Origin of the sequence: Catenulispora rubra (assembly GCF_015356825.1) — a bacterium.
In the GTDB taxonomy this organism is placed as follows: Bacteria; Actinomycetota; Actinomycetes; order Streptomycetales; family Catenulisporaceae; genus Catenulispora; species Catenulispora rubra.
In genome coordinates this window covers 1-25,619 of sequence record NZ_JAACYW010000160.1, presented here as the reverse complement: position 1 = coordinate 25,619, position 25,619 = coordinate 1, and the positions used below count along the sequence as shown (strand labels likewise).

At 71.0% G+C, this 25,619-nt stretch carries 22 protein-coding genes; 12 read left to right on the top strand and 10 right to left on the bottom strand.

The window, feature by feature from the left end; translation table 11 throughout:
- A partial coding sequence (locus GWK61_RS33620) for a sensor histidine kinase (protein ID WP_228563371.1) occupies positions 1 to 1,505 on the top strand: 1,505 nt, incomplete at its 5' end.
- A gap of 48 nt (positions 1,506 to 1,553) precedes the next feature.
- Here the strand turns inward: GWK61_RS33620 and GWK61_RS33615 are convergent.
- Positions 1,554 to 3,176: an AMP-binding protein gene (locus GWK61_RS33615; RefSeq protein WP_194915720.1), complete on the bottom strand. Its 1,623-nt coding sequence runs from the start codon at positions 3,174 to 3,176 to the stop codon at positions 1,554 to 1,556.
- Positions 3,177 to 3,229: 53 nt separating this feature from the next.
- Here GWK61_RS33615 and GWK61_RS33610 point away from each other — a divergent pair, with 53 nt between their 5' ends.
- The 3 genes from GWK61_RS33610 (at position 3,230) to GWK61_RS33600 (ending at position 5,694) form a co-directional block, all read left to right on the top strand.
- Complete coding sequence (locus GWK61_RS33610) at positions 3,230 to 3,466, top strand: hypothetical protein (RefSeq protein WP_194915719.1); 237 nt, start codon at positions 3,230 to 3,232, stop codon at positions 3,464 to 3,466.
- Between the two features lie 180 nt (positions 3,467 to 3,646).
- Positions 3,647 to 4,951, top strand: a complete 1,305-nt coding sequence (locus GWK61_RS33605) for a sensor histidine kinase (protein WP_194915718.1) — start codon at positions 3,647 to 3,649, stop codon at positions 4,949 to 4,951.
- Between the two features lie 113 nt (positions 4,952 to 5,064).
- On the top strand, positions 5,065 to 5,694 hold the full coding sequence (locus GWK61_RS33600) for a LuxR C-terminal-related transcriptional regulator (RefSeq protein WP_194915724.1): 630 nt from the start codon (positions 5,065 to 5,067) through the stop codon (positions 5,692 to 5,694).
- A 254-nt stretch (positions 5,695 to 5,948) separates the two neighbouring features.
- Here the strand turns inward: GWK61_RS33600 and GWK61_RS33595 are convergent, their stop codons facing one another.
- Both GWK61_RS33595 and eno read right to left on the bottom strand, forming a co-directional pair.
- On the bottom strand, positions 5,949 to 6,518 hold the full coding sequence (locus GWK61_RS33595) for an FtsB family cell division protein (RefSeq protein ID WP_194915717.1): 570 nt from the start codon (positions 6,516 to 6,518) through the stop codon (positions 5,949 to 5,951).
- A gap of 93 nt (positions 6,519 to 6,611) precedes the next feature.
- A complete protein-coding gene (gene eno, locus GWK61_RS33590; RefSeq protein WP_194915716.1) occupies positions 6,612 to 7,898 on the bottom strand; it encodes a phosphopyruvate hydratase in 1,287 nt (428 codons plus the stop codon).
- Between the two features lie 256 nt (positions 7,899 to 8,154).
- On the opposite strand from eno, the gene GWK61_RS57170 reads away from it, so the two are divergent.
- Both GWK61_RS57170 and GWK61_RS33580 read left to right on the top strand, forming a co-directional pair.
- Positions 8,155 to 9,510: a sensor histidine kinase gene (locus tag GWK61_RS57170; RefSeq protein ID WP_228563370.1), complete on the top strand. Its 1,356-nt coding sequence runs from the start codon at positions 8,155 to 8,157 to the stop codon at positions 9,508 to 9,510.
- Positions 9,511 to 9,549: 39 nt separating this feature from the next.
- On the top strand, positions 9,550 to 10,206 hold the full coding sequence (locus GWK61_RS33580) for a response regulator (protein WP_194915715.1): 657 nt from the start codon (positions 9,550 to 9,552) through the stop codon (positions 10,204 to 10,206).
- A gap of 44 nt (positions 10,207 to 10,250) precedes the next feature.
- Here GWK61_RS33580 and GWK61_RS33575 read toward each other — a convergent pair whose 3' ends face one another.
- Positions 10,251 to 11,960 carry a DUF885 domain-containing protein gene (locus GWK61_RS33575; RefSeq protein WP_194915714.1) on the bottom strand — a complete coding sequence of 570 codons (1,710 nt, stop codon included), beginning with the start codon at positions 11,958 to 11,960 and terminating at the stop codon, positions 10,251 to 10,253.
- A 91-nt stretch (positions 11,961 to 12,051) separates the two neighbouring features.
- Between GWK61_RS33575 and GWK61_RS33570 the strand changes: the two genes are divergently transcribed.
- The gene (locus GWK61_RS33570; protein WP_194915713.1) at positions 12,052 to 13,179 is read left to right on the top strand and encodes a hypothetical protein; all 1,128 of its coding nucleotides are present in this window, start codon (positions 12,052 to 12,054) and stop codon (positions 13,177 to 13,179) included.
- A 133-nt stretch (positions 13,180 to 13,312) separates the two neighbouring features.
- Here GWK61_RS33570 and tatA read toward each other — a convergent pair whose 3' ends face one another.
- The 3 genes from tatA to GWK61_RS33555 form a co-directional block, all read right to left on the bottom strand.
- A complete protein-coding gene (gene tatA, locus GWK61_RS33565; protein ID WP_194915712.1) occupies positions 13,313 to 13,582 on the bottom strand; it encodes a Sec-independent protein translocase subunit TatA in 270 nt (89 codons plus the stop codon).
- Positions 13,583 to 13,672: 90 nt separating this feature from the next.
- Entirely contained in the window at positions 13,673 to 14,719 is a 1,047-nt protein-coding gene (locus GWK61_RS33560; RefSeq protein WP_194915711.1) for a nucleoside triphosphate pyrophosphohydrolase, read from the bottom strand.
- Positions 14,716 to 15,363, bottom strand: a complete 648-nt coding sequence (locus GWK61_RS33555; RefSeq protein WP_228563373.1) for a TetR/AcrR family transcriptional regulator — start codon at positions 15,361 to 15,363, stop codon at positions 14,716 to 14,718. The genes GWK61_RS33560 and GWK61_RS33555 overlap by 4 nt, the downstream gene beginning before the upstream one ends.
- 96 nt (positions 15,364 to 15,459) lie before the next feature.
- On the opposite strand from GWK61_RS33555, the gene GWK61_RS33550 reads away from it, so the two are divergent.
- Both GWK61_RS33550 and GWK61_RS33545 read left to right on the top strand, forming a co-directional pair.
- On the top strand, positions 15,460 to 16,236 hold the full coding sequence (locus GWK61_RS33550; RefSeq protein ID WP_228563369.1) for a VC0807 family protein: 777 nt from the start codon (positions 15,460 to 15,462) through the stop codon (positions 16,234 to 16,236).
- A gap of 59 nt (positions 16,237 to 16,295) precedes the next feature.
- Positions 16,296 to 17,300, top strand: coding sequence for a glycoside hydrolase family 113 protein (locus GWK61_RS33545; protein ID WP_194915709.1), 1,005 nt, complete (start codon positions 16,296 to 16,298; stop codon positions 17,298 to 17,300).
- Positions 17,301 to 17,368: 68 nt separating this feature from the next.
- Here GWK61_RS33545 and GWK61_RS33540 read toward each other — a convergent pair whose 3' ends face one another.
- The 3 genes from GWK61_RS33540 to mfd all read right to left on the bottom strand — a co-directional run bounded on the left by GWK61_RS33540 (position 17,369) and on the right by mfd (position 23,089).
- A complete protein-coding gene (locus tag GWK61_RS33540) occupies positions 17,369 to 18,112 on the bottom strand; it encodes a SurA N-terminal domain-containing protein (protein ID WP_194915708.1) in 744 nt (247 codons plus the stop codon).
- 56 nt (positions 18,113 to 18,168) lie between these two features.
- Complete coding sequence (locus GWK61_RS33535) at positions 18,169 to 19,416, bottom strand: MFS transporter (protein ID WP_194915707.1); 1,248 nt, start codon at positions 19,414 to 19,416, stop codon at positions 18,169 to 18,171.
- A gap of 91 nt (positions 19,417 to 19,507) precedes the next feature.
- The gene (gene mfd, locus GWK61_RS33530) at positions 19,508 to 23,089 is read right to left on the bottom strand and encodes a transcription-repair coupling factor (protein WP_194915706.1); all 3,582 of its coding nucleotides are present in this window, start codon (positions 23,087 to 23,089) and stop codon (positions 19,508 to 19,510) included.
- 220 nt (positions 23,090 to 23,309) lie between these two features.
- On the opposite strand from mfd, the gene GWK61_RS33525 reads away from it, so the two are divergent.
- From GWK61_RS33525 to GWK61_RS33515, 3 genes are all read left to right on the top strand, one after another.
- Positions 23,310 to 24,320: an SMI1/KNR4 family protein gene (locus GWK61_RS33525; RefSeq protein WP_194915705.1), complete on the top strand. Its 1,011-nt coding sequence runs from the start codon at positions 23,310 to 23,312 to the stop codon at positions 24,318 to 24,320.
- 223 nt (positions 24,321 to 24,543) lie between these two features.
- Positions 24,544 to 25,023: a carboxymuconolactone decarboxylase family protein gene (locus GWK61_RS33520; protein WP_194915704.1), complete on the top strand. Its 480-nt coding sequence runs from the start codon at positions 24,544 to 24,546 to the stop codon at positions 25,021 to 25,023.
- A gap of 245 nt (positions 25,024 to 25,268) precedes the next feature.
- Positions 25,269 to 25,619, top strand: a 351-nt coding sequence (locus tag GWK61_RS33515) for a hypothetical protein (protein WP_194915703.1), incomplete at its 3' end; no start/stop codon positions are given.

The window sequence follows — 25,619 nt, the reverse complement described above, 5'->3', positions numbered from 1 at the left end:
GGGCCGAGAACGCCGAGAACGTCGAGAACAGACCCGCCGGGACGCCGCGACGCCGCACCCCCTTGGCCGTGTGGCGCCGTACTCCGTTGCGGGCCCGGCTGGCCCTGGCGGCCACGATCGCGGTGGCGGCGGGCGTCGGCGGGGGCGTGGGGTTCGCGTACGTGGCCGTGCGGCACTCGCTGATCCAGCAGGTCGACGACGGTCTGCTCGACCAGGGCGAGACGGCGCAGAAGGTGCTGCTCACCAGCCACCGCCTGCCCCATTACGACGGCGTCCGGAGCCGGAAGTTCGGCGACACCACGACCAACGTCCAGTACCTCGACTCCACCGGACAAGCGCTGCAACCCCAGCCGGTACGGCCCGGGACGCAGCGGCTGCCTGCTGTTTACGCGCTCATGCCCGCCCCAGCCCTGGTGATCCCGATCTCCCAGCAGGACATCCAGGTCGCCGCCGGATCCACGGACAGCGCCCTGTACTCCGGCCACATGAACGGCCAGCGGGTCCGGATCCTGACACTGTCGATCAAGAACGGGCAGGCGATCCAGTTCGACGCCCCGCTGACCGCGATGGACAAACAGCTGTCCTCGCTCGGCTGGCAGCTGTTCGGCGCCGGTGCGGCAGGCATCGTGCTGGCGGCGGGCCTGGGCTGGCTGGTGACGCGCACCGCGCTGCGTCCCGTCGCCGAGCTGACCAGCACCGCCGAGCGCATCGCCGCCACCCACGACCTGGCGCACCGCATCCCGATAGACGGAGCGCCCGGCGAGCCCCGCGACGAGCTCGGCCGGCTGGCCGCGACCTTCAACGGCATGCTCGACGCGGTCCAGCAGGCCACGGACCGCCAGCGCCAGCTGGTCGCCGACGCCTCGCACGAGCTGCGCACGCCGCTGACCTCGCTGCGCACCAACGTCGAGGTGCTGGCCTACGCGCACCGGCTGGGCCCGGAGGACCGCGAGGCGCTGGTGTCCGGCATCATGTCCGGCCTGGACGACCTGACCATGCTGGTCAGCGACACGGTCGAGCTGGCCCGCGGCGAGGAGCAGGCCGCGCTGTTCGAGGAGATGCGCTTCGACCTGCTGGTCCAGCGCTGCGTGGACCGCGCCGCCGCACACTGGCCCAACGCGGCGTTCAAGACGGAGCTGGACGAGAGCGTGGTGGTCGGCGTCACCGACCGCCTGGCCAAGGCCGTCCGCAACCTGCTGGACAACGCCGCGAAGTTCTCCCCCGACGGCGGCCTGGTCGAGGTCCGTACCGCCGCCGCCGGCGACGGCACCGTCACCCTGATCGTCCGCGACCACGGCCCCGGCATCCCCGAGGCCGACCTCCCGCACGTCTTCGACCGCTTCTACCGCGCCGCCAGCGCCCGCGACCTGCCCGGCTCCGGCCTGGGACTGGCGATAGTGGCGCAGGTGGCCGTGGGGCACGGCGGCGGCGTGACGGCCGCCGGGGCACAGGGCGGGGGCGCGGAGTTCCGGCTGACGCTGCCTTTGGCGGCGGGTTGGCGGTAGGGCGGTAAGGCGGCGGTTGCTGCTGCCGGCAACGGCGGCTTGGCAGTGCTACTGGTCTCGGTCGATCAGCTCGTACCCGGTCCCCCGCCCTAGCCGTGCCCACACCGCGTCATCGCCGACGTGCCACCACCCCTGCTCCCGCAGCACGTAGCGCGACACCTTTTCAGTGGCGGTGGTCGTCAGGGCCGGCGTGATGCGGATGAAGCGCGGGGCCATCTTGGTGCCCAGATCCGGCTGCTCGGCAAGGAAGTGCGCGAAGGCCGCCGGGTCGAAGGCAGCGCCCTGTCTCAGTACCAGCGCGCACATCACCGCGTCGCCGGTGACCTCGTCGGGGACTGCGTAGGCCGCGACTGCCTCGACCGGGGTCCAGCGGGCGAGGATCGCCTCCAGGAGTGCTACGGAGATGTTCTCGCCGTCCACGCGCATGCGGTCGGCTTTGCGGGCGGCGAAGTAGAGCCAGCCGTCGGTGTCGGCGTAGAACAGGTCGCCGCTGCGGTAGCGGCCTTCGGAGTAGCGTTCGGCGTCGGCTGTGGGGTTGTTCCAGTAGCCGGTGAAGCCGCCGGGGCCGGTGCCGACGAGTTCGCCGATCGCGGTGGCGCCGTTCAGGAGGCGGCCTGCGGCGTCGAACTCGGCCGGTGGGCAGGGTTGGTCGGTCTCCAGGTCCACGATCGACAGGGTTTCGTCGGTGCGGCCGACCGCGGCGCCGCGGGCCAGGACCGAGGGTGGGAACGTGCGCGGGGCGACGACGTTGATGCCGCCCTCGGAGGCGCCGTAGCCCTCCGACAGGTGGCAGCCGAAGCGCTGCTCGAAGCGCTCGCGGTCCAGGGGGCCGGCCTCGGTGCCGAAGCCGGCGCGCAGCGGGTTTTCGGCGTCGTCGGGGCGCTCCGGGGTGGCCAGGACGTAGGAGATCGCGCGGCCGACGTAGGTGAAGTACGTGGCCTGGTACTCGCGCACGTCGGGCAGGAAGCCGGAGGCCGAGAAGCGCTCGCGCAGCGCCACGGCGGCCCCGGCGACCAGAGCGGGGCCCCAGTTCGCCAGGATCGCGTTGCCGTGGAACATCGGCATCGGGATGTAGCAGACGTCGGAGGCCGTCAGCTCGTAGCGCTCGGCCATCGCCTTCCCGGACGCCGCGACCCGCCCCTGCACGCACGTCACCGCCTTCGGCGCGCCGGTCGAGCCGGACGTGAAGTACAGCAGCAGCCGGGTGTCCTCGGTGACCGGGGCGACCGGCTTGACGTCCGCGACGGTCACGCCCCGGTACGGCTCCAGCGCCTCCCGATAGTCCGGCTCGTCCACGACCAGCAGCGGTAGCGTCTCCAGGCCCAGCCCCGCCAGCAGCGGCAGCTGTGCGCGCGACGTCACCAGCAGCTCGCACTCCGCGTGCCGGACGTCGCGCGCCAGCTCGGCGCCACGCCGCGTGGGGTTCACGCCGACCAGCGCCGCCCCGGCGAGCGCGGCGGCGGAGAGCCAGAACGCGAACTCGTCGGTGTTGCCCAGCAGCACTCCGATATGCGGCTGCATGCCCGCGCGATGCCGGTCGCCGAACAGCGCGGCCCTGGTGGCGGCCTGCGCCGCGATCTCCGTATGTTGATACCGCAGGCCGTCCGGGCCGAGCAGCCCGACCCCGTCGTGCCGGGACTGAACGCCGATCAACTCCGCGACCGTGGCCATGCCGCGTATAGAAGGCCATCCCGCGTGAGGCCGCAAGAGGTTACCCTGAGTGCGTGGACGTGAACGTATCGGCAACGGTCAAAGTCCGAGTCACGGTCGATGCCGAGAAGTGGGCGGCGGCCAGCGGTGTGGAGGCGCTGCAGGCCAGCGCATCCCTGGCCACCGCGCTGAGTGCCGCTTTGGAGCGCTTCTCGGATCTGGTGCCCGAGGTGGACGAGGCCGGCGGGCAGACCTGGGTCGAGAAGCTGACCTGGACGGCGTCCACCACCAGCCCCGCGCTCCCCTCCTGACACCGCGCGCCCTTCTGACCTGGCGACCCGGCACGACGCCGCGCGGCTCACGGCACGACTCCCGGCGCGGCTCACGGCAGATCGTGCGCCGGACCGGGCGATGATGGTAGGGATAACCGGGGGTTGAACTTCCGTGGCCGCACCGTGGGCGGCACAGGCATGATCGGCGAAGCTTTTCCCATGAAGCGTTTCCTGTTGAGCCCGGTGTCGGGACGCACCGCCCGCCACTACCTGTACGCCCTGGTGTGTGCGCCGCTCGGGATCGCGGGCTTCGTCTACGTGGTGGTCACGCTGGCCGTCGGCGGCGCGTTGTCCTTCACGTTCATCGGCCTGCCCCTGATCGCCTCCGCGATCTTCCTGGCCAAGAAGTTCGGCGGGGTCCAGCGCTCCCTGGCCCGCGGGCTGCTCGGCGTCGAGATCGAGCCGCCGCACCCGAACGCCCGCTGGTACACCGCGCACGGGCTGCTGGCCAAGCTCGGCGCGGCCCTCGGCGACCTGGCGGCCTGGCGGTCGCAGGCCTACCTGTTCGTGCGCGCGCCGCTGGGCGTGGCGTACATCATGACCTTGGGCCTGGGCGTGGTCGAGGGCGTGGTCCTGGCCGCGTATCCGATCTGGTGGTCGCTGTTCGACGTGAAGGACACGGACAGCCACGGCGTCGTGCACCACTCGGCCCTGCAGATCGGCGACGGCTTCTACATCGAGACCTGGCCGCGGGCGCTGCTGGTCTCGGCGATCGGCCTGGTGTGGGTCCTCGCCGCGGTCTGGATCCTCAAGTTCTGGATCTGGCTGGACACCCTGCTGATGCGGGCGCTGCTCGGCCCGACCAGCAGCGAGCTGCGGGTGGAGGAGCTGACCGTGAGCCGGGCGCACGCCGTGGACGACTCCGCCGCGCGGCTGCGCCGGATCGAACGCGACCTGCACGACGGCGCGCAGGCCCAGCTGGTGGCGCTGGCGATGCAGCTCGGCGAGGCGAAGGAGAACCTGGACGCCACCGGCAGCGGCTCGGAGCTGGACCTGGTCGAGACCCGCGCGCTGATCGACACCGCGCACCGCAGCGCCAAGCAGGCCATCAACGAGCTGCGGGACCTGGCCCGCGGCATCCACCCGGCGGCGCTGGACAACGGCCTGCGGGACGCACTGGGCACGCTGGCAGCGCGCTCGGCGATGCCGGTGACGGTGAACGTCGCGCTGGGAGAGCGGCCGGACCGGGCGATCGAGACCATCGCCTACTTCTGCGCCGCGGAGCTGCTGACGAACGCCGCCAAGCACGGCGCACCGAGCCGCGTCGCGCTGTCCGTGGTGCAGGAGGACGGCCGGCTGTCGCTCACCGTCGAGGACGACGGCCGCGGCGGCGCGCAGGTCGGCTACGGCGGCGGGCTGGCCGGGCTGCTGGACCGGGTGCGCACCGTGGACGGCTCGCTGGCCGTGGACAGCCCGGTGGGCGGCCCGACGCTGGTGCTCGTGAAGCTGCCGATGCACGTGTAGCGCACGTGTGAGCGCGGCGGCCGACCTGACGAGGTCCAGCCGCCGCCGCACGGTTCGGCTATCTTCGGGGTGGTTCAGGACCACCGCCGAAGGAGAAGACCCCCGTGCGCATCATGATCGCCGAAGACTCCGCAATCCTGCGGGACGGCCTGGTCCAGATCCTCACCAAGCGCGGCCACGACGTCCCGGCGGCCGTCCCCAACGCCGACGAGCTGCTGACCGCGGTCGCCGCCGACGTGCCCGACGCGGTCGTCATGGACATCCGGATGCCGCCGACACACACCGACGAAGGCCTGCGCGCCGCACTGGAGCTGCGCAAGAGCCACCCGAAGGTCGGCGTGCTCCTGTTCTCGCAGTACGTGGAGACCCGCTACGCCCGCGACCTCTTCGGCGGCAAGGTCTCCGGCGTCGGCTACCTGCTGAAGGAGCGGGTCGCGGACGTCAGCGAGTTCGTCGAGGCACTGTCCAAGATCGCCTCCGGCGGCACGGTACTCGACCCGGAGGTCGTGGTCCAGCTCCTCGGCTCCCGACCCACCGACGCCCTGACCGCCCGCGAACGGGAGGTGCTCGGCCTGATGGCCGAGGGGCGCTCGAACGCCGCGATCGGCAAGCAACTGGTGCTCGCCGACAGCTCGGTGGAGAAGCACATCAGCAACATCTTCACGAAGCTCGGGCTGCCGCCGGCGGACGAGGACCACCGGCGGGTGCTGGCGGTGCTGAAGTACCTCGGGGTGACGCGGTAGCGGCGGTCGCGGCTGGGCACGGCGGTCGCGGCGAGATGCGGCGGGACACGGTGGTCGCGGCGAGATGCGGCTGCTAGCGGCAGGGTGCGGCGAAGGTGACTGTCAGAGGGCTCGCCGATACTCGAATTAGGGGCGAATCACTCATAACACAATGAAACCGACGCACCGATCAGCGAGCCGCGAACCGCGATAGCCCCGACCAGCCGCTGAAAAGCAGCCAACCGAAAGCGCGGCCGCGCTCGGGTTGCGCCGACTCAGCGCCCGGTCGCCGAAGAAGGCGTAGGCCCCGCAGTCACCGAAGGCGTCGAAGAAGGCACCGGCGCCCCGCTCGCAGCAGTCACCGAACTCCACAGCTGCGCGTACCACGCGCTGGAGCCCTCCGACGGGCCTAGAGTCCCGTCCGGCCCACCGGTCGCCGCGTCGCCCGCGCCGAGCAGCCGCAGGCCGGTCTCCCCGGGGAACACGTAGTGCAGCCGGAGGCGGGCCTGGATCTTGACGTAATCCGGGTCCTGCCACTGCGCCAGCTGCTGCCGCAGCTGCTCGACCTCGGCGCGCTTCTCCGAGTTCTGCTGCTTGAGCTGGTCGATCTGCGAACTCTGCGAGAAGTACTGCTGCAGCGGGTACGCCAGCGCCAGGACCAACGCGCAGAGCACCAGCATCAGGATCGCGGCCCGCGCCGTGTATCGCGTGCGCTTTTTAGCAGCGCCGCCGGAGCCGGAACCACCATCGCCGGAGGAACGCGAAGATCCCGACGCAGCATCCTGCCGCTGCGTCGGGACCGCGCTCAAGCGCCGAGGTACAGAGCCCTCAGCCTCCGACTTCATGCCTGCGACGATACCGCCTGCCGGTCAGGGCGGGCGGTACCGGCGGGCGGCTCGGGTGTTGGCTCGGGTGTTAGCCCGGGTGTCGGCCGGGTGTCAGCCCTCGTGCGTGAAGCGCGGGAAGGCCGAGCGGCCCGCGTAGCGCGCGGCGTCGTCCAGCTCCTCCTCGATGCGCAGCAGCTGGTTGTACTTGGCGACGCGGTCCGAGCGGGCCGGGGCGCCGGTCTTGATCTGGCCGCAGTCCACCGCGACGGCCAGGTCGGCGATCGTGGTGTCCTCGGTCTCGCCGGAGCGGTGCGACATCATGCAGCGGTAGCCGTTGCGGTGCGCCAGCTGCACGGCGTCGAAGGTCTCGGTCAGGGTGCCGATCTGGTTCACCTTCACCAGCAGCGCGTTGGCCTGGCCGCCGGCGATGCCGCGGGCCAGCCGCTCGGGGTTGGTGACGAACAGGTCGTCGCCGACGATCTGGACCTTGGCGCCCAGGCGGTCGGTGAGGATCTTCCAACCCTCCCAGTCGTCCTCGAACAGCGGGTCCTCGATGGACACCAGCGGGTAGGCGTCGACCAGCTCGGCGTAGTACTCGGTCATCTCCGTGGCGGTGCGGGTCTTGCCCTCGAACTGGTACGCGCCGTCCTTGTAGAACTCCGACGCCGCGACGTCCAGCGCCAGCGCGATGTCCCGGCCGGGAACGTAGCCGGCCTTCTCGATCGCGACCTTGATCAGGTCCAGCGCGTCGCGGTTGGACGGCAGGTCCGGCGCGAAGCCGCCCTCGTCGCCCAGGCCGGTGTTCAGGCCCCGCTCCTTCAGCACCGACTTCAGCGCGTGGTAGACCTCCGCGCCCCAGCGCAGCGCCTCGCGGAAGCTGCCGGCGCCGATCGGCGCGATCATGAACTCCTGGATGTCCACGTTGGAGTCGGCGTGCGCGCCGCCGTTGAGGATGTTCATCATCGGCACCGGCAGCGTGTGCGCGTTCGGACCGCCGAGGTAGCGGAACAGCGGCAGCTCGGCGGACTCCGCGGCGGCCTTGGCGACCGCCAGCGAGACGCCGAGGATCGCGTTGGCGCCCAGGCGGGCCTTGTTCGGCGTGGCGTCCAGGTCGATCATCGCCTGGTCGATCAGCCGCTGGTCGGAGGCGTCCTCGCCGACCACGGCGGGGTAGATCTCGTCCAGTACTCCCTGCACGGCCCGCTCGACGCCCTTGCCGCCGTAGCGGGCCGGGTCGCCGTCGCGCAGCTCGACGGCCTCGAAGGCGCCGGTGGAGGCACCCGAGGGGACCGCCGCGCGGGCGAAGCTGCCGTCTTCGAGGAGCACCTCGACCTCGACGGTCGGGTTGCCGCGCGAGTCCAGGATCTCCCGCGCGTTGATGGCTTCGATGGACGCCACGTCGCATCTCTCCTTAAGCTCTGATGGTTTCGCCTCCAGAGCCTATCCCTCGGCAGGCAGAGGTCCTTGCTCAGCAGGGTCGAGGAGTGAGACGGGGACCACGCGGTGCGCAGCGTTCGCTGTGTGTTCCCCTGGCCGGTACCGAACGGACGTGCTGAAGCCAGCACATAAGCGGACCGCGCACTCGGGCCACCATCCGCCCAACAGTAGGGTCACCCCCATCGGAATCCCGGACCGATTCCCCGATGCTGGACCTATGATCACGACTGTGGGAGCCAAGGTCGCCAGCCGGCGCGATGACGACCCCGCGCCGGTACTCGGCCCCGGGGAACTGCTGAAGGGCCCCTTCACCGGCCGCGCCCTGCGCCAGCAGGGCTACCTGCTCGGCTCGTTCGCCGTCGCCTTCTTCCAGGTGCTGTGGATGACCGTGGCGCTGAGCGTCGGCGGCCCGCTGGTCCTGGTCTTCATCGGCCTGCCGCTGCTGCTGGCCGCGGTGGCGGGCCTGCGCCGGGCCAGCCGCAAGGAGCGGCTGCGGATCCTGAACCTCACCGGCGAGCGCGTGCCGACGCCGTACCGGGAGCCCGGGCCGGCCGGCAACGTGCTGCAGCGGCTGCTGGGCCACGTCTCCGACCCGGCGACCTGGCGCGACCTGGTGCACCTGGTCATCTCGGCGACGATCGGCGCCGGCTGGTTCACCGTGATCGTGACGACGTGGGCGATGATCCTCGGCGGCCTCTCCCTGCCCTTCTGGTACACCGCGCTGCCCGGGCACCGCATCCCGCTGATGCACGTCAACGGCAGCCAGTACTACATCAGCACCCTGCCGTCCATCGTCGCCTTCGCCGGCGTCTCGGTGGTCTTCGCCTGGTTCGTCGGCCCGATCCTGCTGGAGCTGGGGACCCGCACCCAGACCGGTCTGGGCCGCGCGCTGCTCGGCCTGAGCCGCCCGGAACTGGACCGCCGGGAAGCAGCCCTGCGCACCACCCGCAGCCAGGCCGTCAGCGCCGCCGAGGCCGAGCGCCGCCGCATCGAACGCGATCTGCACGACGGCGCCCAGCAGCGCCTGGTCGCCCTGGCGATGGACCTGGGCCGGGCCAAGTCGAAGCTGAAGTCCGGCGACGAGGCCGACTCCGCGGCCGCCGCGCAGCTGGTCGCCGAGGCGCACGAAGGCGTGAAGCTGGCCCTGAGCGAACTGCGCGACCTGGCCCGCGGCATCCACCCCGCGGTGCTGACCGACCGCGGCCTGGACGCGGCGCTGTCCGCGCTGGCCGGCCGCTCCCCGATCCCGGTGGAGGTGGACGCCGCCCTGCCCTGGCGCCCCAGCCCGGAAGTGGAGTCCGCGGCCTACTTCGTCGCCTCCGAAGCCCTGGCCAACATGGCCAAGCACGCCGACGCCACCCGCGCCTGGATCGACCTGCACCTGCGCGACGGCCGGCTCCAGATGATCATCGGCGACAACGGCGTCGGCGGCGCCGAGTCCAATCCCGGCGGCGGCCTGGCCGGCCTGTCCGACCGCATCGCGCCCCTTGATGGCATCCTGTCGATAAGCAGCCCCGTAGGCGGACCGACTCAGATCATCATGGAGATGCCATGCGAGCGGCCAGTTTCGTAGTAGATGATCATCATGGAGGCTGGGACAATTAACAGCAGAATGCCCGAACCCATCCGCGTCCTGATCGCCGAAGACGCGGTCCTGCTCCGCGAGGGCCTGGCCAGGCTCCTCGCGGATTCGGGGTTCGACGTCGTGGCTAAAGTCGACGACGGCAAGGGCATGGTCGAGGCCGCCGACGCCCTGAAGCCGGACGTGATCGTCGCCGACGTCCGCATGCCCCCGAGCTTCACCGACGAGGGCCTGCGCGCGGCGGTGGAGGTCCGGGCCAAGTACCCGAACATGGCCGTCCTGGTCTTCAGCCAGGCCGTCGAAGCCGCCTACGCGCAGGAGCTGTTCTCCAGCAGCGCCAACGGTCTCGGCTATCTCCTGAAGGAGCGCGTGGCCGAGGTCGAGGAGTTCGTGGACGCCCTCAAGCGCGTCGCGGCCGGCGGTACGGCCCTGGACCCCGAGGTCGTGGCGCAGCTCCTGGGCCGCCGCAAGAAGAACGACCCGCTGGAGACGCTCACCCCACGCGAGCGCGAGGTGCTGGGGCTGATGGCCGAGGGCCGCTCCAACTCGGCGATCGCGGCCGGGCTGTTCGTGACCGAGAAGGCCGTGGAGAAGCACACGTCGAGCATCTTCACCAAGCTGGACCTCACCCCGGCGGCGGAGGACCACCGCCGGGTGATGGCGGTCCTCCGCTACCTGAACGTCTAGGACAGGTCACGGGGAAGCCTGCCGGCTACGTGGGCTTCTGTCGATCAAATACAGATCAGCTCCCTGAGATACCGCACGGCGGGCGAGCCATGCCCCAGCACCGCGTCGTGCAGCTCCCGCTCCGACCACTCGGGATGGTCCGCCCGCAGATCGCGGACCAGGTCGGAGACCTCGACGTAGCCCACGTAGTACGTGGACAGCTGCGAACTGGTCAGCAGGGCACGCCGCCACTTGCCCGCGGCCTCGCCGTCCTCCTGGAACCCGCGCTCCGTCATCAGCGCCATGGCCTGGCCCTCGGTCATGCCGTGGCAGTGGACGCGGCCGTCGAGAATCGTGTTGATGATCATCCGGAGCTGCATCTTCAGCTGCTGCATCCGCACCGCGCGCGGATCGCCGTCGCCGGGATAACCGTGGCGGGCCATCAGTTCTTCGGCGTACACGGCCCAGCCCTCGACGAACGACCCGGACCACAGCGCCGCGCGCACCGGGGTCGGCGCCTGCTGCCGGCGCGAGTGCTGCAACTGCAACAGGTGCCCCGGCATCGCCTCGTGGACCATCAGGTTGTGCAACATGTGCAGGTTGTACTCGCGGAAGAACGAGTCGACGCGCTCCTGCGTCCAGTCCTCGGGCGTCGGCGAGATGGCCAGGATCGTCTGGACATCGGCCTGCTCCAACGGACCCGGCGGATCGCAGTAGGCCACCGCCACGCCCCGCTGCACTTCCGGCATCGCGGAGACTTCATAAGGGTCCGAATACACGGTGACCAACTCGTGCTCCCGCACGAAGTCGAACTGCTTCAGCAACGCCTGCCGGCTGTATTCGAGGATGGTCTCGTTGTCCGGCGCGGCCTCGGCGAGACGGTTCAGCACGCGCCGCACCAGCGCCGAGCGCTCCGCGGCATCTGAGGGCACTGCGACGCCCTCATAGTCAGCCGCGGCCTCGACGATCTCCGCGGAGACCCGGTCCAGATCGGCCTCGGCCCGAGCCAGGATCGCGGCCGCGTCCGACTCCGCGTCGAGGCTCAGGGACAGCTTGCGGGCGAACATCTCGGCACCGATGCGCGGGTCGCGGAACTCTTCCTTCCCGGCGTCGCCGGCCGCCAGCCGCTCCTTGAGCCACGCGATGTGCTCCTGAAGCGCCTCCAACGCGGCCGGGCGCACGGCCTCGATCGCTGCCCGTGCCTCGGAAACGTCCCCGGCGGCCGCCTCGATCGCCGCGTCCAGCTCGCCGCCGATCAGATCGACGGTCCCCTCGAACTGCCCGATCGCCAGCTCCACGTGGATCCGCGACAGCTGCTTGCCCGCCAGCAGCGAACGGTTGTCGGCCAGCGTCGACGCCACCTGCTCCAACCGGCTCGCGAAGGCCGCCAGCCGCTGCGCCGCCGGCGCGTAGTCGCGCGCGAGCAGCGTGTACAACGCGACCCCGGGATTGGCCTCGGCCGGCTTCCACTCGTCCTCGCGCAGCTCGTCGATCTGGAACCGGCGCTCCGCCAGGTGATTGGCCAGGATCGCGGCGTCCACCCGGTTCGCCGCCGACATCCCGGCGGCGTCCCGCTCGACGAGCTCGGCCAGGTCCTCGGCCCGGCCGGCCAGCCACGCCGACTCGGCCGCCAGCCCGCCGGCGGACAGGTCCGGCAACTCCGCGTCGTACTCGTGCAGGCCGAGGATCCCGGCCCAGTCCGGATGCCGGCGGCACAGCCCGTCCAGGATGTCGGCGGCCAGTGCCTCGAAGCGTGCGTCAGGGGTATCTGCCATTCTCCGACGATAGAGGACCGCCTCACGGCTGAGATCGGCGAAGAGTCTGCACGTCTGTCATCAGTACTGCAGTACTGCATATGCTGTGGCCATGTCTTCTCAGCCGCCTTGGGAGACCCAGATCCAGCCGGGCTGGGGATCCCAGCCTCAGCCGCCGGAGCAGCCGCAGCAAGCGCCGCAGCAGCCCCAGCAGGGCGGTGGCTGGAACCAGGGTCCTTACGCGCCGCCGCAGCAGCCGATGCCGCAGCAGGGCCCGCCGCCGCAGCCGATGCAGCAGCCGATGCCGCCGCAATCCATGCCGCAATCCATGCCGCAGCCGGGTCCCGGCCAGTATCCGCAGTTCCCGATGCAGCCGCCGCCCCCGCAGTTCACGCCGCCGCAGATGCCCGGCGTGCCGTTCCCGGGCGACGCGCCGCCGCCGAAGAAGAACACCACCGGCCGGGTCGTCGCGATCGTCGTCGCGGCGGTCGTGCTCGTCGGCGGTGCCGGCGGCATCTATGTGCTGACCAAGGGCGACAAGAGCACACCCAAGGCACAGCCGGCCCCGACCGCGGCCGCGTCGACGCCGACGACCCCGACGACTCCCGCGTCGTCGAGCGCCTCGTCGTCGAGTTCCTCGTCGTTCCCGGACAACAGCTACACCGGTTCGGCGGCCCCGCCGGCCTCGGCCTCCTCGCCGGCCGGCGGCGCGAGCCTGGACAGCGCGACCACCGACAAGACGCCGTTCACCGCGGACGCGTTGGTGGCCAAGTCGTTCACCGACGACAAGAAGGTGACCTACGCGCTCAAGTTCGCCCAGTCGCAGCCGTGCGCCAAGGTCGGCGACGCGGTGGTGCAGAACATCGTGCGCTCCGTGGACTGCACGAACTTCATGGCCGCGTCCTGGATCGACCCGGCCAACAGCCGGATCGTGGTCAGCGCGATGGTGATCCCGTACCCGGACGCCGCCACGGCCACGGCGATCTACAAGAAGCTGAGCGCCACGCACACCGGCGACTACGCGCAGTGGTGCCCGCCGGCCGGCCAGCCCGGCGCCGAGACGTGCACGAAGCTCGCCAAGGGCGGCACCTTCACCCGCGAGGGCAAGTTCGGCAGTTTCCACCGCTACGTACTGATCACCACGGCGGTCTACGCCGACCTGCGCAACGACAACAGCCAGAAGGACTGGCTGACCTCCGCCGCGCACGGCGCTTTCCAGAACACCCTGCCGGGGCAGTGATCCACGGGTCCGCGCCGGCGAGCCGGTGCGGACCTAAGGCTTGCGAATGCGGTATTGGAAACAGACAGCACTCAAGGGCCTCTCGCCGATCGCGGGAGGCCCCAGGGCTTTCAGGCGGCGCGCTGCGGACCGCTCAGCTGGCGTTGGCCTGCTTCTGAGCCTCGTCGTGCACAGAGGACGGCGTGCCGACGTTCTCGACCGCGGGCGGCGTGACGCGCGCGGCCTCACTCGCCTGCTTGGCGACCTCCTCGGTCTCCTTCTGGCTCTGCCGCATCTCGGACTTGAAGATCCGCAGCGACTGGCCGACCGAGCGGGCCATGTCCGGCATCTTCTTGGCCCCGAACAGCAGGAACAGAATTACGAGCAGCACAATCACGTGCCACGGCTGGAGTTCACCGAACATGGTGGATTCTCTTCTCCCTGTTAGCTACCGGTCATGAGGAGAAGTCGGCCGGTCCGCTTCGCCTACCACGTTCAGACTAACCCGGCACCCCTACCCCCTGGCTAGCTCCGCCTCGGCCGTAATGATGCGGTCACGGTACCGTCGCGCGGCCGTTCGCAGAGCTTCTTCCGGATCCCAGCCCGCCGAGACCGCCTCGACCGCCGTCGCCAGGAGCTGTTCGCCCAGTTCGTCGGCGGTTTCCGGGAGCTCCGGCGGCGGTCCGGCCGGGACCGCGAGCCCGGATTTGCGGACCCGGCCGGCCAGCTTCGCGGCCAGCGCCAGCGCCGGCTGGGTCATCGGCACGCCCTCGGTCACCGAGGCGCGCTGCTTCTCCTCGGCCTTGTTCCGCTCCCAGTTCGCCGACACCTCCTCGGCGCCGGAGACCTCGACGTCGCCGAAGACGTGCGGGTGGCGGCGGATCATCTTGGCGACGATGCCGTCGGCGACGTCGTCGACCGAGAACGGATCCGCTTCGTGTTCCTCGGCGATCCTCGAGTGGAACATCACCTGCAGCAGGACGTCGCCGAGTTCCTCGCGCAGCGCGTCACGGCCGGGGCCGGGCGTCAGGGGGTCGCCGTCCTCGATCGTCTCGACGGTCTCGTAGGCCTCTTCCAGGAGGTACTTCTTGAGCGAGGCGTGGGTCTGCTCGGCGTCCCAGGGGCAGCCGCCCGGGGTGCGCAGCCGGTCCATGACGTCCACGAGGTCGAGCAGATGCGCGCCGGGCAGGTCGTAGGAGCCGGGCAGGACCTCGAGATCGGGCACCGCGGAGGCCGGCGCCTGCACCAGACGGTTCCCCAGCGCCACCGCCATCTCCTCGTCGAACTCCTCGTCCTCGGCGAGCCAGACGACCGTGCGGGCCGGCGTGGCGGCCTCCAGGAGGCGTTCGGCGGCCATCGCCGGGCTGTGGTCCGGGAGCGCCACCACGGCGCCGGTGGCCTGTTCCACGTAGGGGATGTGCGGATGGTCGGCGTCGCCGGCGAAGACCACGTCCGCCTCGCGCAGCACCTCCCACGCCGGCCAGGACAGCAGGCCGAGCGCGACGCGCGGGGAGGTGGCGAGGAAGACGATGCGGCCGGCCGGCGGCGGGGCTTCGGTCATGGAGTAGATCGTAGGCGGGGCCGCGGGTCGAAGCCGCTGAGATCGGCTTCGAGGAGGGCGAAGGCGCGCTGCGCGGCGGCGCCGAGGGTTTCGACCATCTCCAGGCCCTGCAAGCCGTCCAGCAAGAACTTCCGGGCCGTGAAGTACAGGATCCGGTAGACGCCGGAGATCTGCGCGGCCACCACCCGCGCCGTCAGTTCTTCGCCCGGCTCGACCAGCGCCACGAGTTCGTCGGCCAGCACCTGCTCGGCCTCGACCTGGATCTGGCGCTCCCGGACGGTCAGCGCCGGGCTGTCCATGACCATGCGGGCGAAGCGGATCCCGAGGTGCCCGAGCGTCGGGTCGGCCGCGGCCAGCCGCACGGCGTAGTCGCGCCGGGCCGCGGCCAGGACGGATTCGCCCTCGGGACGGCCGGCCAGCGTTTTGGGGAGTTCGCGGATGATGTGTTCCGCGCGGTCGAAGACGAGGTCTTCCTTGAGCGGGAAGTGGTTGGTGACGGTCATCTTCGCCACGCCCGCGGCCCGGGCCACCTCGGCGATGGTCACGTTCTCGAAGCCGCGTTCGGCGAACATCTCCGTCGCGACGTTCGCGATCTCCTCGCGAGTCTGCTGCTTCTTGCGTTCGCGCAGTCCCTGCTTCTCCATGTTCTCCACGACCTCCATCTTAGGCTTGACCTAGCGAATAGGTCCAGCCTAAAGTTAGGTCAGACCTAAGCAGTTCGTTCGGGGAGAGGACCCGCGATGACCATCGCGACAGCGAGCACCGTCACAGCCAGCACAGTCACAACCAGCGCAGTCACAGCGAGCACCGCCATATCCACGGAGAACACCGCCGCCATGACCAGCGCCGAGCAGGCCCATCCGCTCAAGCAGACCCTGGCGCCGCTGGCCATCGACATCGCGGTCCCGCTCGGCGGCTACTACGTCCTGCACAGCGCGCTCGGCCTCGGCACCGCCGCCGCCCTCGGCCTGTCCAGCGTGGTGCCGGCGGCGCGCTCGATCTGGGCCGCGGCGGTCAGGCGCGAGGCGAACGCGCTGGCGCTGCTGATGCTGACGGTGAACGTCGTGGCCATCGCGCTGACCTTCGTCTCCGGGAACGCCCGCCTGATGCTCGCCAAGGACTCCGCGGTGAGCAGCACGATCGCGCTGGGGATCCTGTGGTCGGTGCGCGGCGGCAAGCCGATGATGACCGCCGGGCTGAAGCCGTTCGTCACCAAGGGCGACGCGGCGCGGACCGCTGCGTGGGACGTGCTCAGGGCGGAGAGCGCCAAGTTCCGCGCCAAGGAGAACCTGTTCAGCGTCATCTGGGGCGGGTGGCTGCTGGCCGAGTGCGCGGCCCGGCTGGTCGGGGCGTTCGTGCTGCCGGTGTCCACGATGGCCTGGCTGGGCACCGTGGTGCTGGTCGTCGCGATCGCCGGGGCCTGCGTCACCGGCGGGGCCGCGGTCGAGCCGCTGGAGAAGCTGATCGCGGCGCACGTCGAGGCGCACGCTGAGACCGTCTCCGCCGAAGAGCGCTGATACGTTATATCGCGTCTGGGGCACTCGCACGGACGCGGCACATAGGAGGGGAGAGCGCTATGCGCGGCAAGGGCATCAACTACGACACCGGATTCTTCCCGGGCGGCAAGGACTCCCGGCCGGACTTCGACCCGGAGACGGCGCGGCGTGAGCTGCGGGTCATCGCCGACGACCTGCACTGCACCGCGGTGCGGATCTCCGGGGCGCTGCCGGACCGGCTGGAGGCGGCGGCGCAGGCCGCGGCGGACGCCGGGCTGGAGGTCTGGTTCGCGCCGTTCCCGTGCGAGGCGTCGCGGGAGGACCTGCTGGAGCTGCTGGCCGACTGCGCGCGGCGGGCCGAGCGGATCCGCGCGGCCGGCACCGAGGTGGTGTTCGTGGCGGGCTGCGAGACCTCGCTGTTCTGCCCCGGCTACTTCGACGGCGACGACTCCTACGCCCGCATCGCGACCCTGGGCGGCGGCGGGATGGAGCTGTGGAGCCGGCTCGGGGAGATCATGGGCACGTTCAACGGCTATCTGGCCGAGGCCGCCGCGACGGTGCGCTCGCACTTCGGGGGGAAGGTGACGTACGCCGCCGGGCCGTGGGAGTTCATCGACTGGCGGCCCTTCGACTTCGTGTCCGTGGACGCCTACCGCTCGGCGGAGAACCGGGACAAGTTCGCCGAGGAGATCCGCGAGCACTTCAAGCACGGCAAGCCGGTGGTGGCCACCGAGTTCGGCTGCACGCCGTACGTCGGGTCGAGCGACCGGGGCGGGATGGCGTGGGCGATCCTCGACAGCTCGGTCGAGCCGCCGGTCGTGAACGGCGACTACCTCCGCAGCGAGGACGAGCAGACGGCGTACTTCACAGAGCTCTACGACGTCTTCGAGGAGGCCGGGGTCGACTCGGCGTTCTGGTTCACGTTCGCGACGTTCCAGGCCCTGCACCACGCCACGGACCCGCGCCGGGACCTGGACCTGGCCGCGTACGGCACGGTGAAGATGACCGGGCCGGACTCCCCGGAGCTGAACTGGGAGCCCAAGAAGGTGTTCCACACCATCGCCGAGCGGTACGCGGCGTCCTGAGGTGTTCTGAGATGTCCTGAGGCGTCCTCAGATGTTCCGGGCCGGTGCGGACCGGCCCGGAGCCTGGTCTACTGCTGCGGCTGCTGCTGGGCGGCCGCCGCGGCCGCGAGCTGGGCCGCGGTCGGCCGGATCCACGAGGCCTTCGCCGCGACGATCTGCCGGGTGGCCGGGTCGAAGCTGCCGTAGCGCGGCGAGATCTTGACGTTGACCTCGGTGGCGGCCTTGGAGAGCATCGGCAGGATCGCGGCCTGCAGGGCGGGCAGGCTGTTCTGGTCGTTCGGGTCCACGTGCAGCTTGCCGGCCGTGTCGCCGACCACCGCGGTGATCAGGGCCTGGATGTGCGTGTAGATCGGCACGGTACTGGGCGCCAGGCCCGTGGAGCTCTGCGACTCGGCGTCGGCCAGCGCCACCGCCTCGTTGTCGCTGCCGGTGAACTGCGCGGCGCCGAGCGAGGACCGGGCCTGCTCGACCAGGGTGGTGTGCTCCTTGGTGTCCTCGGCCGCGGTCACCGCGACGCCGTGGTCGTCGGCGACCCGCTGCCACACCGCCTGCTGCACCAGCAGGTTGATCTGGGCCTTGGCCAGCGAGGCGCGCTGGGCGTCGGTGATGTCGCCCTGCTGCAGGCTGTTGTGCTGGACCAGCGAGACGATCGAGGCGACCTGGTCCTGCACGGTGGCGTCGGTGGTCCGCTGGCCCTGCACCACCGCCGCGGCCCCGGCCTGCATCGGACCACCGCACGCGGAGGTGGCGAGGGCGACGGCCCCGCCGAGGACGACGACGGCGGCGAGTCGGACGGAGCGGGCGTGGATCATGGCGCTGAACCTTCCTGGCGGCACACACAGAGCTTCATCAGCGAATGCGGATCAACTCAGATCGACACCGCATCGTAGCGTTCCGCCACAGCCTTTGTGGAGTGGATCACACCAAGATCCCCGACCGCAGCCCGCACCCGCCGCACGACCCACGGCTGCGCGACCGCCATCGCCGAGCACACCACGGCACTCGCACCCCACAGCAGAGCGGGCCCGGAGGCGCCGATCAACCAGGTCACCACAAGCGGCGCGAGCAACGTGGCCACACCCCAACTGCTGCCGTAGATAGCGAGATAGCGCGCCGAAGCCTCGGCCGGAGCCAGCTCACTGACGACGGCGAACGAGCGCCCCATGACGAGCACGTTGCCGAGGCTGTAGAGCGCGGTCGGCACGAGGAGGGTGGGCAGGGTGTGCGCGAGGGCGTAGCCGCCGAAGCCCGCGGCCATCAGGACGTAGCCGAGGACGAACGTGGCGGAGTGCGGGAGACCCGCGAGCCGACGGTGGCGCAGAACGGGACGCGCGAGCACGAGGGTGGCGGTGGAGGCGGCCATGATCAGGCCGGCGTTCGCGGGGTTCAGGCCGAGGGCGGCGAGCGCGAGCGGGAGGCCGGTGAGCATGAGCATGGAGACGAGGGCGAAGACGGTGCCTGCGGCGGTTACTAGGAGGAGGACTCGGTCGCGCCAGGGGGAGACGGATGCAGACGCAGGTGACTTTGTCGCCGGATCGCGCTCGGCTCGAACTACCGCGTCCGGCGCCAAAGCCAGCCACACGATCACCGCGCAGACCAGCCCGGTCCCGGCGTCGACCACGAACAGCCAGCGCAAGCTCCATCGCCCGACCACGTCGGCGATCACTCCCGCGGCCAGGCTCCCCGCGGCCAGTGCCGTGGCGAACAGTTCGAAGGCCGAGGCGCGGCCGGCCGGGGGCACCGCGTCGGCGATGGCCGCCTGGCTCGGCGGCTCGAAGAGTTCGAAGGCCAGGCCGAGCAGGACCGCGCACACCGTCGCGGCGGCCATCCCCGGTGCCGCCGCGAGTCCCAGTTGCGCCACCGCGCAGCCGACCAGGCCGGCCACGATGGTGCGCCGCCGGCCCCAGCGGTCGGCCAGGCGTCCGCCGGCGAGCCGGCTCGGGATCGTCGCCAGGCCGAACGCCGCCGACACGATGCCCGCGGCCGTCAGGCTGGCGCCGAAACTCCGCGTCAGCAGCACCGTCAAGAACGCGAGCGAGAAGCCGCCCAGCTGGTTCACCGCGCGCGCCACGAGCAGTGCCCTGATCTGCTTCGGCAGCGCTGACGTCGCACTCATCCGAGCCCCCTGTCGCCGGCCTGGTTTGCGAAGGACTAGCAGTTGCAAATAGTTCGCAAATAGCTAACCAGGCCCCACTGACAACCAGCTGCTACATCTTCAGCACGGCGTCGATCAGGTCCCGGGCCCACCCCAGCAGCTCCTGGTCCCGCAGCGGCTGCCCGCCACTGTGCCCATCGGGGGACGACCCCCGAACCCCCGAGGCGCGCGTCATCGGCTTGGGCACCAGCATGGTGTCCGTGGCCGCCTTCACCAGCGTCTTCGGGTACAGCCGCAGCAGCCGCAGCTCCTGCGACTCGCGCAGCTTCACCGGGCCGAACTTCACGAAGTTGCCCTGCACCGCGACCTCCGCGAGCCCGGCCGCGCGGGCGTCGATGCGGAACGCCGCCACCGCGAGGAGGTTTTCCACAGCCTGTGGAAAACGTCCGTAGCGGTCGACGAGCTCCTGGCGGACCTCGGCCAGTTCCTCGTGCGTGCCGGCGCCGGCGATGCGCTTGTACGCCTCCAGGCGCAGCCGCTCGCCGGGGATGTAGTCGTGCGGGAGGTGCGCGTCGACCGGGAGGTCCACGCGGATCTCCACCTGCTCCTCGATCTCGCGTCCCTCGGCCTGCGCCCGGTACTGCTCGACCGCCTCGCCGACCATGCGGATGTAGAGGTCGAAGCCGACGCCCTCGATGTGGCCGGACTGCTCGCCGCCGAGCAGGTTGCCGGCGCCGCGGATCTCCAGGTCCTTCATCGCCACGTACATGCCGGCACCGAGGTCGGTGTGCTGGGCGATGGTCGCCAGGCGCTCGTGCGCGGTCTCGGTCAGCGGCTTCTCCGGCGGGTACGTGAAGTACGAGTACGCGCGCTCGCGTCCGCGCCCGACCCGGCCGCGCAGCTGGTGCAGCTGGGACAGGCCGAAGTTGTCGGCGCGCTCCACGATCAGCGTGTTGGCGTTGGTGACGTCGATGCCGGACTCCACGATCGTGGTGCAGACCAGGACGTCGTACTCCTTGTTCCAGAAGTCGACGATCAGCCGCTCCAGCACGTGCTCGTTCATCTGGCCGTGCGCGGTCGCGATCCGTGCCTCGGGCACCAGCACGCGCAGCCGCGAGGCGGCGCGGTCGATGGACTCGACACGGTTGTGGATGTAGAACGCCTGCCCCTCGCGCAGCAGCTCGCGGCGGATCGCGGCCCCGATCTGCTTCTCCTCGTACGGCCCGACGAAGGTCAGCACCGGGTGCCGCTCCTCCGGCGGGGTCTGGATCGTCGACATCTCGCGGATGCCGGTGACCGCCATCTCCAGGGTGCGCGGGATCGGGGTGGCGGACATGGTGAGCACGTCCACGTTGGCCCGCGCCTGCTTCAGCTGCTCCTTGTGCTCGACCCCGAAGCGCTGCTCCTCGTCCACGATCACCAGCCCCAGGCGCTTGAACCGCACCGAGTTCGCGAGCAGCCGGTGGGTGCCGATGACCACGTCGACCGAGCCGTCGGCGACGCCGCGCAGCACCTCCTCGGCCTCCTTGTCGGTCTGGAACCGGGACAGGGCCTTGAGCGTCACCGGGAACTGCGAGTACCGCTCGGCGAAGGTCGAGAAGTGCTGCTGCACCAGCAGCGTGGTCGGCACCAGCACCGCCACCTGCTTGCCGTCCTGCACCGCCTTGAACGCCGCGCGCACCGCGATCTCGGTCTTGCCGTAGCCGACGTCGCCGCAGATCAGCCGGTCCATCGGGACCGGCTTCTCCATGTCCGCCTTCACCTCGTCGATGCACGCCAGCTGGTCCGGCGTCTCGACGTAGGGGAACGCGTCCTCCAGCTCCCGCTGCCACGGCGTGTCCGCGGCGAACGCGTGCCCCGGCGCGGCCATCCGCGCGCTGTACAGCTTCACCAGGTCGCCGGCGATCTCCCGGACCGCCTTGCGGGCCCGGGACTTCGCCTTCTGCCAGTCCGCGCCGCCGAGGCGGTGCAGCGAGGGCGCCTCGCCGCCGACGTACTTGGTCACCTGGTCCAGCTGGTCGGTGGGGACGAACAGCCGGTCGCCGGGCTGGCCGCGCTTGGCCGCCGCGTACTCGATCACCAGGTACTCGCGGGTGGCGCCGGCGACGGTGCGCTGCGCCATCTCCACGTAGCGGCCCACGCCGTGCTGCTCGTGCACGACCGGGTCCCCGGCCTTGAGCTGCAGCGGGTCGATGACGTTGCGGCGCCGCGAGGGCATGCGGGACATGTCCTTGGTCGTCACCCGCTGGCCGGAGACGTCCTGCTCGGTGATCACCCAGAGCTGCTGCTCCGGGGCGACGAAGCCGTGCTCGATGGTGCCGGTGGCGACCGTGGCCAGCGCCGGATCCGGGACGGTCGCCAGCTCCGGGACGTAGCGGGCGCCGATGTCAGCGCCCTTCAACACCTCGACCAGGCGCTCGGCCGAGCCGTGGCCCTGGGTCACCAGCACCACCCGCCAGCCCTCTGAGATACGGGCCCTGACGTCGGCCAACGCCCGGCCGGTGTCGCCGCCGTACTGCTCGGCGTCGTGGATCTGGCTGACCTCGGTCGCGTCGTCCTCCGGCAGCAGCTCCAGGTCCGGGGCGAAGGGCGTCAGCGACCACCAGGGCTGGCCCAGGGTGATGGCGTGCTCGCGGACGGACGCGAGGTCCTTCAGCGAGGCCGCGCCGAGGTCGATGGGGGTCTTGCCGCCGCCGGCCGTCGCGGCCCAGGACGCGTCCAGGAACTCCGCGGAGGTCGCGGCCAGGTCCGCGGCGCGGGTGCGCACGCGCTCGGGGTCGCACAGCACGATCGGCGCGCCGGGCGGCAGCAGGTCGATCAACAGCTCCATCTCGTCGACTAGGACCGGCGCCAGCGCCTCCATGCCCTCCACGCCGATGCCCTCGGAGACCTTCCCGAGGATGTCGGCCAGGTCGGGGTGCTCCTCCATCAGCGCCGCGGCCCGCTTGCGCACCTCGTCGGTGAGCAGCAGCTCGCGGCACGGCGGGGCCCACAGCCCGTGCTCGGCCACCTCCAGCGAGCGCTGGTCGGCGACCTTGAAGTAGCGGATCTCCTCGATCTGGTCGCCCCAGAACTCCAGCCGCAGCGGGTGCTCCTCGGTGGGCGGGAAGACGTCCACGATGCCGCCGCGGACCGCGAACTCGCCGCGCTTGTCGACCAGGTCCGTCCGGATGTACGCGGCGGCGGCGAGCCGGTTCACCAGCTCGTCCAGGTCCACCTCCTCGCCGCTGCGGGCGGCCACCGGGACCAGGTCGGCCAAGCCCTTGACCTGCGGCTGGAGCACCGAGCGGATCGGCGCCACGACCACCTGCAGCCGGCCCGCGCCCTCGGTGGCGGCGTCGGGATGGACCAGGCGGCGCAGTACGGCCAGCCGCCGGCCGACGGTGTCGCTGCGCGGGGACAGCCGCTCGTGCGGCAGCGTCTCCCAGGACGGGAAGTCCACGACCGTCTCCGGGTCGAGCAGCCCGCGCAGCGCCGCGACCAGGTCCTCGGCCTCGCGGCCGGTGGCGGTGACGGCCAGCACCGGCCGCCCCGACGAGCTCTGCGCGCGGGCCAGCGCGGCCAGCGCGAACGGCCGGACCGAGCGCGGCGCGGCCAGGTCGAAGGAGGTTCGGCCGGCGGTCGCCGACGCTTCCAGCAGCGCGGCGATCCCCCGGTCGTCGGTTACGGCGTCAAGAAGTCCGGACAGGCTCACAGGGGCCACCCTTCGCGCACGACGAACAGCCCGAAGCCATGCGTCGGCGTCGGGATATCCCTAGAGTACGCCGATCCTCCGACAGGCTTATTACGGACCAAACGGGATGAAGTTCACTCCGGCGGGGCGAGGAGGGCAGGCGACATACCCGCCACCGGTGTGGAGCCGGTACCTTTCTACCGGACACCACAGAAGTGAGAAGGCCGGAGCGAGACCTCAGATGGCACAGGCATCCGCACAGCGGCACGGCATACCGAACGGCCAGTTCGCCGGACGGATCATCGAGTTCAGCGACCCCGAACTCGACCGGAAGTTCCCGCACGGCATCTACCTGACCATGCACGGCTACCCGGAGTTCGCCGTCTACGCGCGCCATACGGTGCAGATCGCGGACCCGCCCTCCGGCCTGTCCGTGGACGAGATCCGGGTCACCGACGTCATCGCCGCGAACCTGCTGGCCGCGGACTCCGGCGACCCGCTGTGGGCGGCCCGGCAGAACACCGCCACGCCGCAGGGCTGGACGTGGGCGCACGCCGCCGAGTCCCGGATGCTGCACTGCGTGCCGATCGAGCTGCACGGCGCCTTCCGGCACCACGGCGGCATGGCCACGCTGAAGGCCGACCGCAACCGCTCGGGGCTGTTCACCGAGGGCATGCTGGAGCCGGTCGCCTTCGAGCGCAGCGGCTCGGTCCCGGAGGACGCGATGGCGCAGCTGGAGCAGCACCTGGGGTTCGCGCTGCCGCCGTCCTACCGGCGCTTCCTGGCCGGCACCGACGGCGGCCGGCCGATCAGCCCGGCGGTGAACCTGGCCGGCGGCTTCATCGCCGACCAGTGGCTGTTCGGGCTGCGCCGCGAGGACCCGCACCAGGACCTGGTGTACGCCAACCAGGCGCTGTACGACCGGTTCACCGAGGAGTTCCTCGGGATCGGCTACGTCCAGGGCGGCATGCTGGCGCTGAAGATCCGCGGCGCGGAGCAGGGCTCGGTCTGGCTCTTCGACGACGACGACCCGCGCGACTCCGAGAGCCGCGACGCCGCCAGCGTGTGCGCCGAGCTGCTGAAGAAGGTCGGCAACGACTTCGACGACTTCGCCCGGCACCTGGTCGCGCTGCCGCAGCAGATCGTGGACATCGCGCGCTCCGCGGTGGACTCCGGGCACGCCAACGCGGTCACCGACATCGAGCACCTCGGGGCCGCGCTGCCGGAGGGGCTGAAGGCGCCGCGGCGCTGAGCTGGCCCGGCCCGGCCTGACCCACTGGTCTGCCGGGTTCTGGCCGGGTTCTGGCCTAGCCTCGCCTGGTTCTGGCCTGGCCTGGTTCTGGCCTGCCGAGTTCTGGTCTGGTTCTGGCCTGGTCTGATCAGCACGTGGCACACATCACACCGGAGCACGTCACAGGATTCCGAGCTTCCCCGTCCCAAGTGTGTAACCACCCCGAGCACCGAGGGAGCACACCATGGAAGCCCGCGTGAACGCCTTCGCCACCCCGACCGGCGGCAAGCTCACCAAGTACCTGATCGCCGCGAGCCGCGCCCTGCGCGAGTCGAGCGTGCCGACCGCGACCCTGCACTTGGTCGAGATCCGCGCCAGCCAGATCAACGGCTGCGGCTTCTGCCTCGACATGCACACCAAGGACGCCACCGCCGCCGGCGAGACCGCGGCCCGGCTGAACCTGGTCGGCGCCTGGCGCGAGGCGGGCTGCTTCACCGAGGCCGAGCGCGCCGCGCTGGAGCTGGCCGAGGCCGGCACCCGGCTGGCCGACGGCTCCGGGGTCGACGACGAGGTGTGGGCGAACGCCGCCAAGCACTATGACGAGGACCAGTTGGTCACCCTGGTGGCCCAGATCGGGCTGATCAACGCGTTCAACCGGATGAACGTCATCACCCGGCAGCCGGCCGGCGACTACGTGCCCGGCCAGTTCGACGCGATCCAGTAGCGCGGCTAGCGCGGCGCGCCTGGTCATCGGGCCAAAAGCAGCTGTCACGCAGCCTCGTCCGACATCTTCGTCCATCAGTTGTCAGCCCTCTTGCACCGGTGTCCCAGACTGGCGCCGGTGCGCTGGCTTTTTGTTCTGTACGCCCGCACGCCACCCGAATGCTGTCTTCCGCGTGACCTGCCGATCTTCTGCCGCGTTGAGGGGCCAGTTCCCCTACACACCAAACGCAACGAAAGGAGTCGGCGATGCGCAAGTACCTGTCCTTCGCCGCCGTGGCCTTGTCCTCCGGTGGCGCGTTCATCGCTGCCGCCGGCGCGGCCCACGCGACCACCGCCACCGACAACTGGCGCGCCGCCCCGTGGCTGGCCTCCAGCCCGGTGGCAGTGCACGGCATGCCGTTCGACCACCAGGACACCATGTCCGGGCTCTGCGGCATGCAGCGCGACAAGACCGTCGCCGGCACCGTCAGCAGCGACCTGGTCCAGAAGCTGTGCGCCGGGACCGGCGACATGGACCTGACGCCGCCGGTGCCGGGCCCGCCGCCGATGGGCAACCCGCCGCCGTGCACCGTGGTCTGCCCGCCCTCGACGTGGACC

What these genes read in the sequence shown, in the direction of transcription:
- GWK61_RS33615 (WP_194915720.1), bottom strand. Translation starts at nt 3,176, where the DNA reads ATGGCCACGGTCGCGGAGTTGATCGGCGTTCAGTCCCGGCACGACGGG.
- GWK61_RS33605 (WP_194915718.1), top strand. Translation starts at nt 3,647, where the DNA reads ATGAAGCGTTTCCTGTTGAGCCCGGTGTCGGGACGCACCGCCCGCCAC.
- GWK61_RS33600 (WP_194915724.1), top strand. Translation starts at nt 5,065, where the DNA reads ATGATCGCCGAAGACTCCGCAATCCTGCGGGACGGCCTGGTCCAGATC.
- GWK61_RS33595 (WP_194915717.1), bottom strand. Translation starts at nt 6,518, where the DNA reads ATGAAGTCGGAGGCTGAGGGCTCTGTACCTCGGCGCTTGAGCGCGGTC.
- GWK61_RS57170 (WP_228563370.1), top strand. Translation starts at nt 8,155, where the DNA reads ATGATCACGACTGTGGGAGCCAAGGTCGCCAGCCGGCGCGATGACGAC.
- GWK61_RS33580 (WP_194915715.1), top strand. Translation starts at nt 9,550, where the DNA reads ATGCCCGAACCCATCCGCGTCCTGATCGCCGAAGACGCGGTCCTGCTC.
- GWK61_RS33575 (WP_194915714.1), bottom strand. Translation starts at nt 11,960, where the DNA reads ATGGCAGATACCCCTGACGCACGCTTCGAGGCACTGGCCGCCGACATC.
- GWK61_RS33570 (WP_194915713.1), top strand. Translation starts at nt 12,052, where the DNA reads ATGTCTTCTCAGCCGCCTTGGGAGACCCAGATCCAGCCGGGCTGGGGA.
- tatA (WP_194915712.1), bottom strand. Translation starts at nt 13,582, where the DNA reads ATGTTCGGTGAACTCCAGCCGTGGCACGTGATTGTGCTGCTCGTAATT.
- GWK61_RS33560 (WP_194915711.1), bottom strand. Translation starts at nt 14,719, where the DNA reads ATGACCGAAGCCCCGCCGCCGGCCGGCCGCATCGTCTTCCTCGCCACC.
- GWK61_RS33555 (WP_228563373.1), bottom strand. Translation starts at nt 15,363, where the DNA reads ATGGAGAAGCAGGGACTGCGCGAACGCAAGAAGCAGCAGACTCGCGAG.
- GWK61_RS33550 (WP_228563369.1), top strand. Translation starts at nt 15,460, where the DNA reads ATGACCATCGCGACAGCGAGCACCGTCACAGCCAGCACAGTCACAACC.
- GWK61_RS33545 (WP_194915709.1), top strand. Translation starts at nt 16,296, where the DNA reads ATGCGCGGCAAGGGCATCAACTACGACACCGGATTCTTCCCGGGCGGC.
- GWK61_RS33540 (WP_194915708.1), bottom strand. Translation starts at nt 18,112, where the DNA reads ATGATCCACGCCCGCTCCGTCCGACTCGCCGCCGTCGTCGTCCTCGGC.
- GWK61_RS33535 (WP_194915707.1), bottom strand. Translation starts at nt 19,416, where the DNA reads ATGAGTGCGACGTCAGCGCTGCCGAAGCAGATCAGGGCACTGCTCGTG.
- GWK61_RS33525 (WP_194915705.1), top strand. Translation starts at nt 23,310, where the DNA reads ATGGCACAGGCATCCGCACAGCGGCACGGCATACCGAACGGCCAGTTC.
- GWK61_RS33520 (WP_194915704.1), top strand. Translation starts at nt 24,544, where the DNA reads ATGGAAGCCCGCGTGAACGCCTTCGCCACCCCGACCGGCGGCAAGCTC.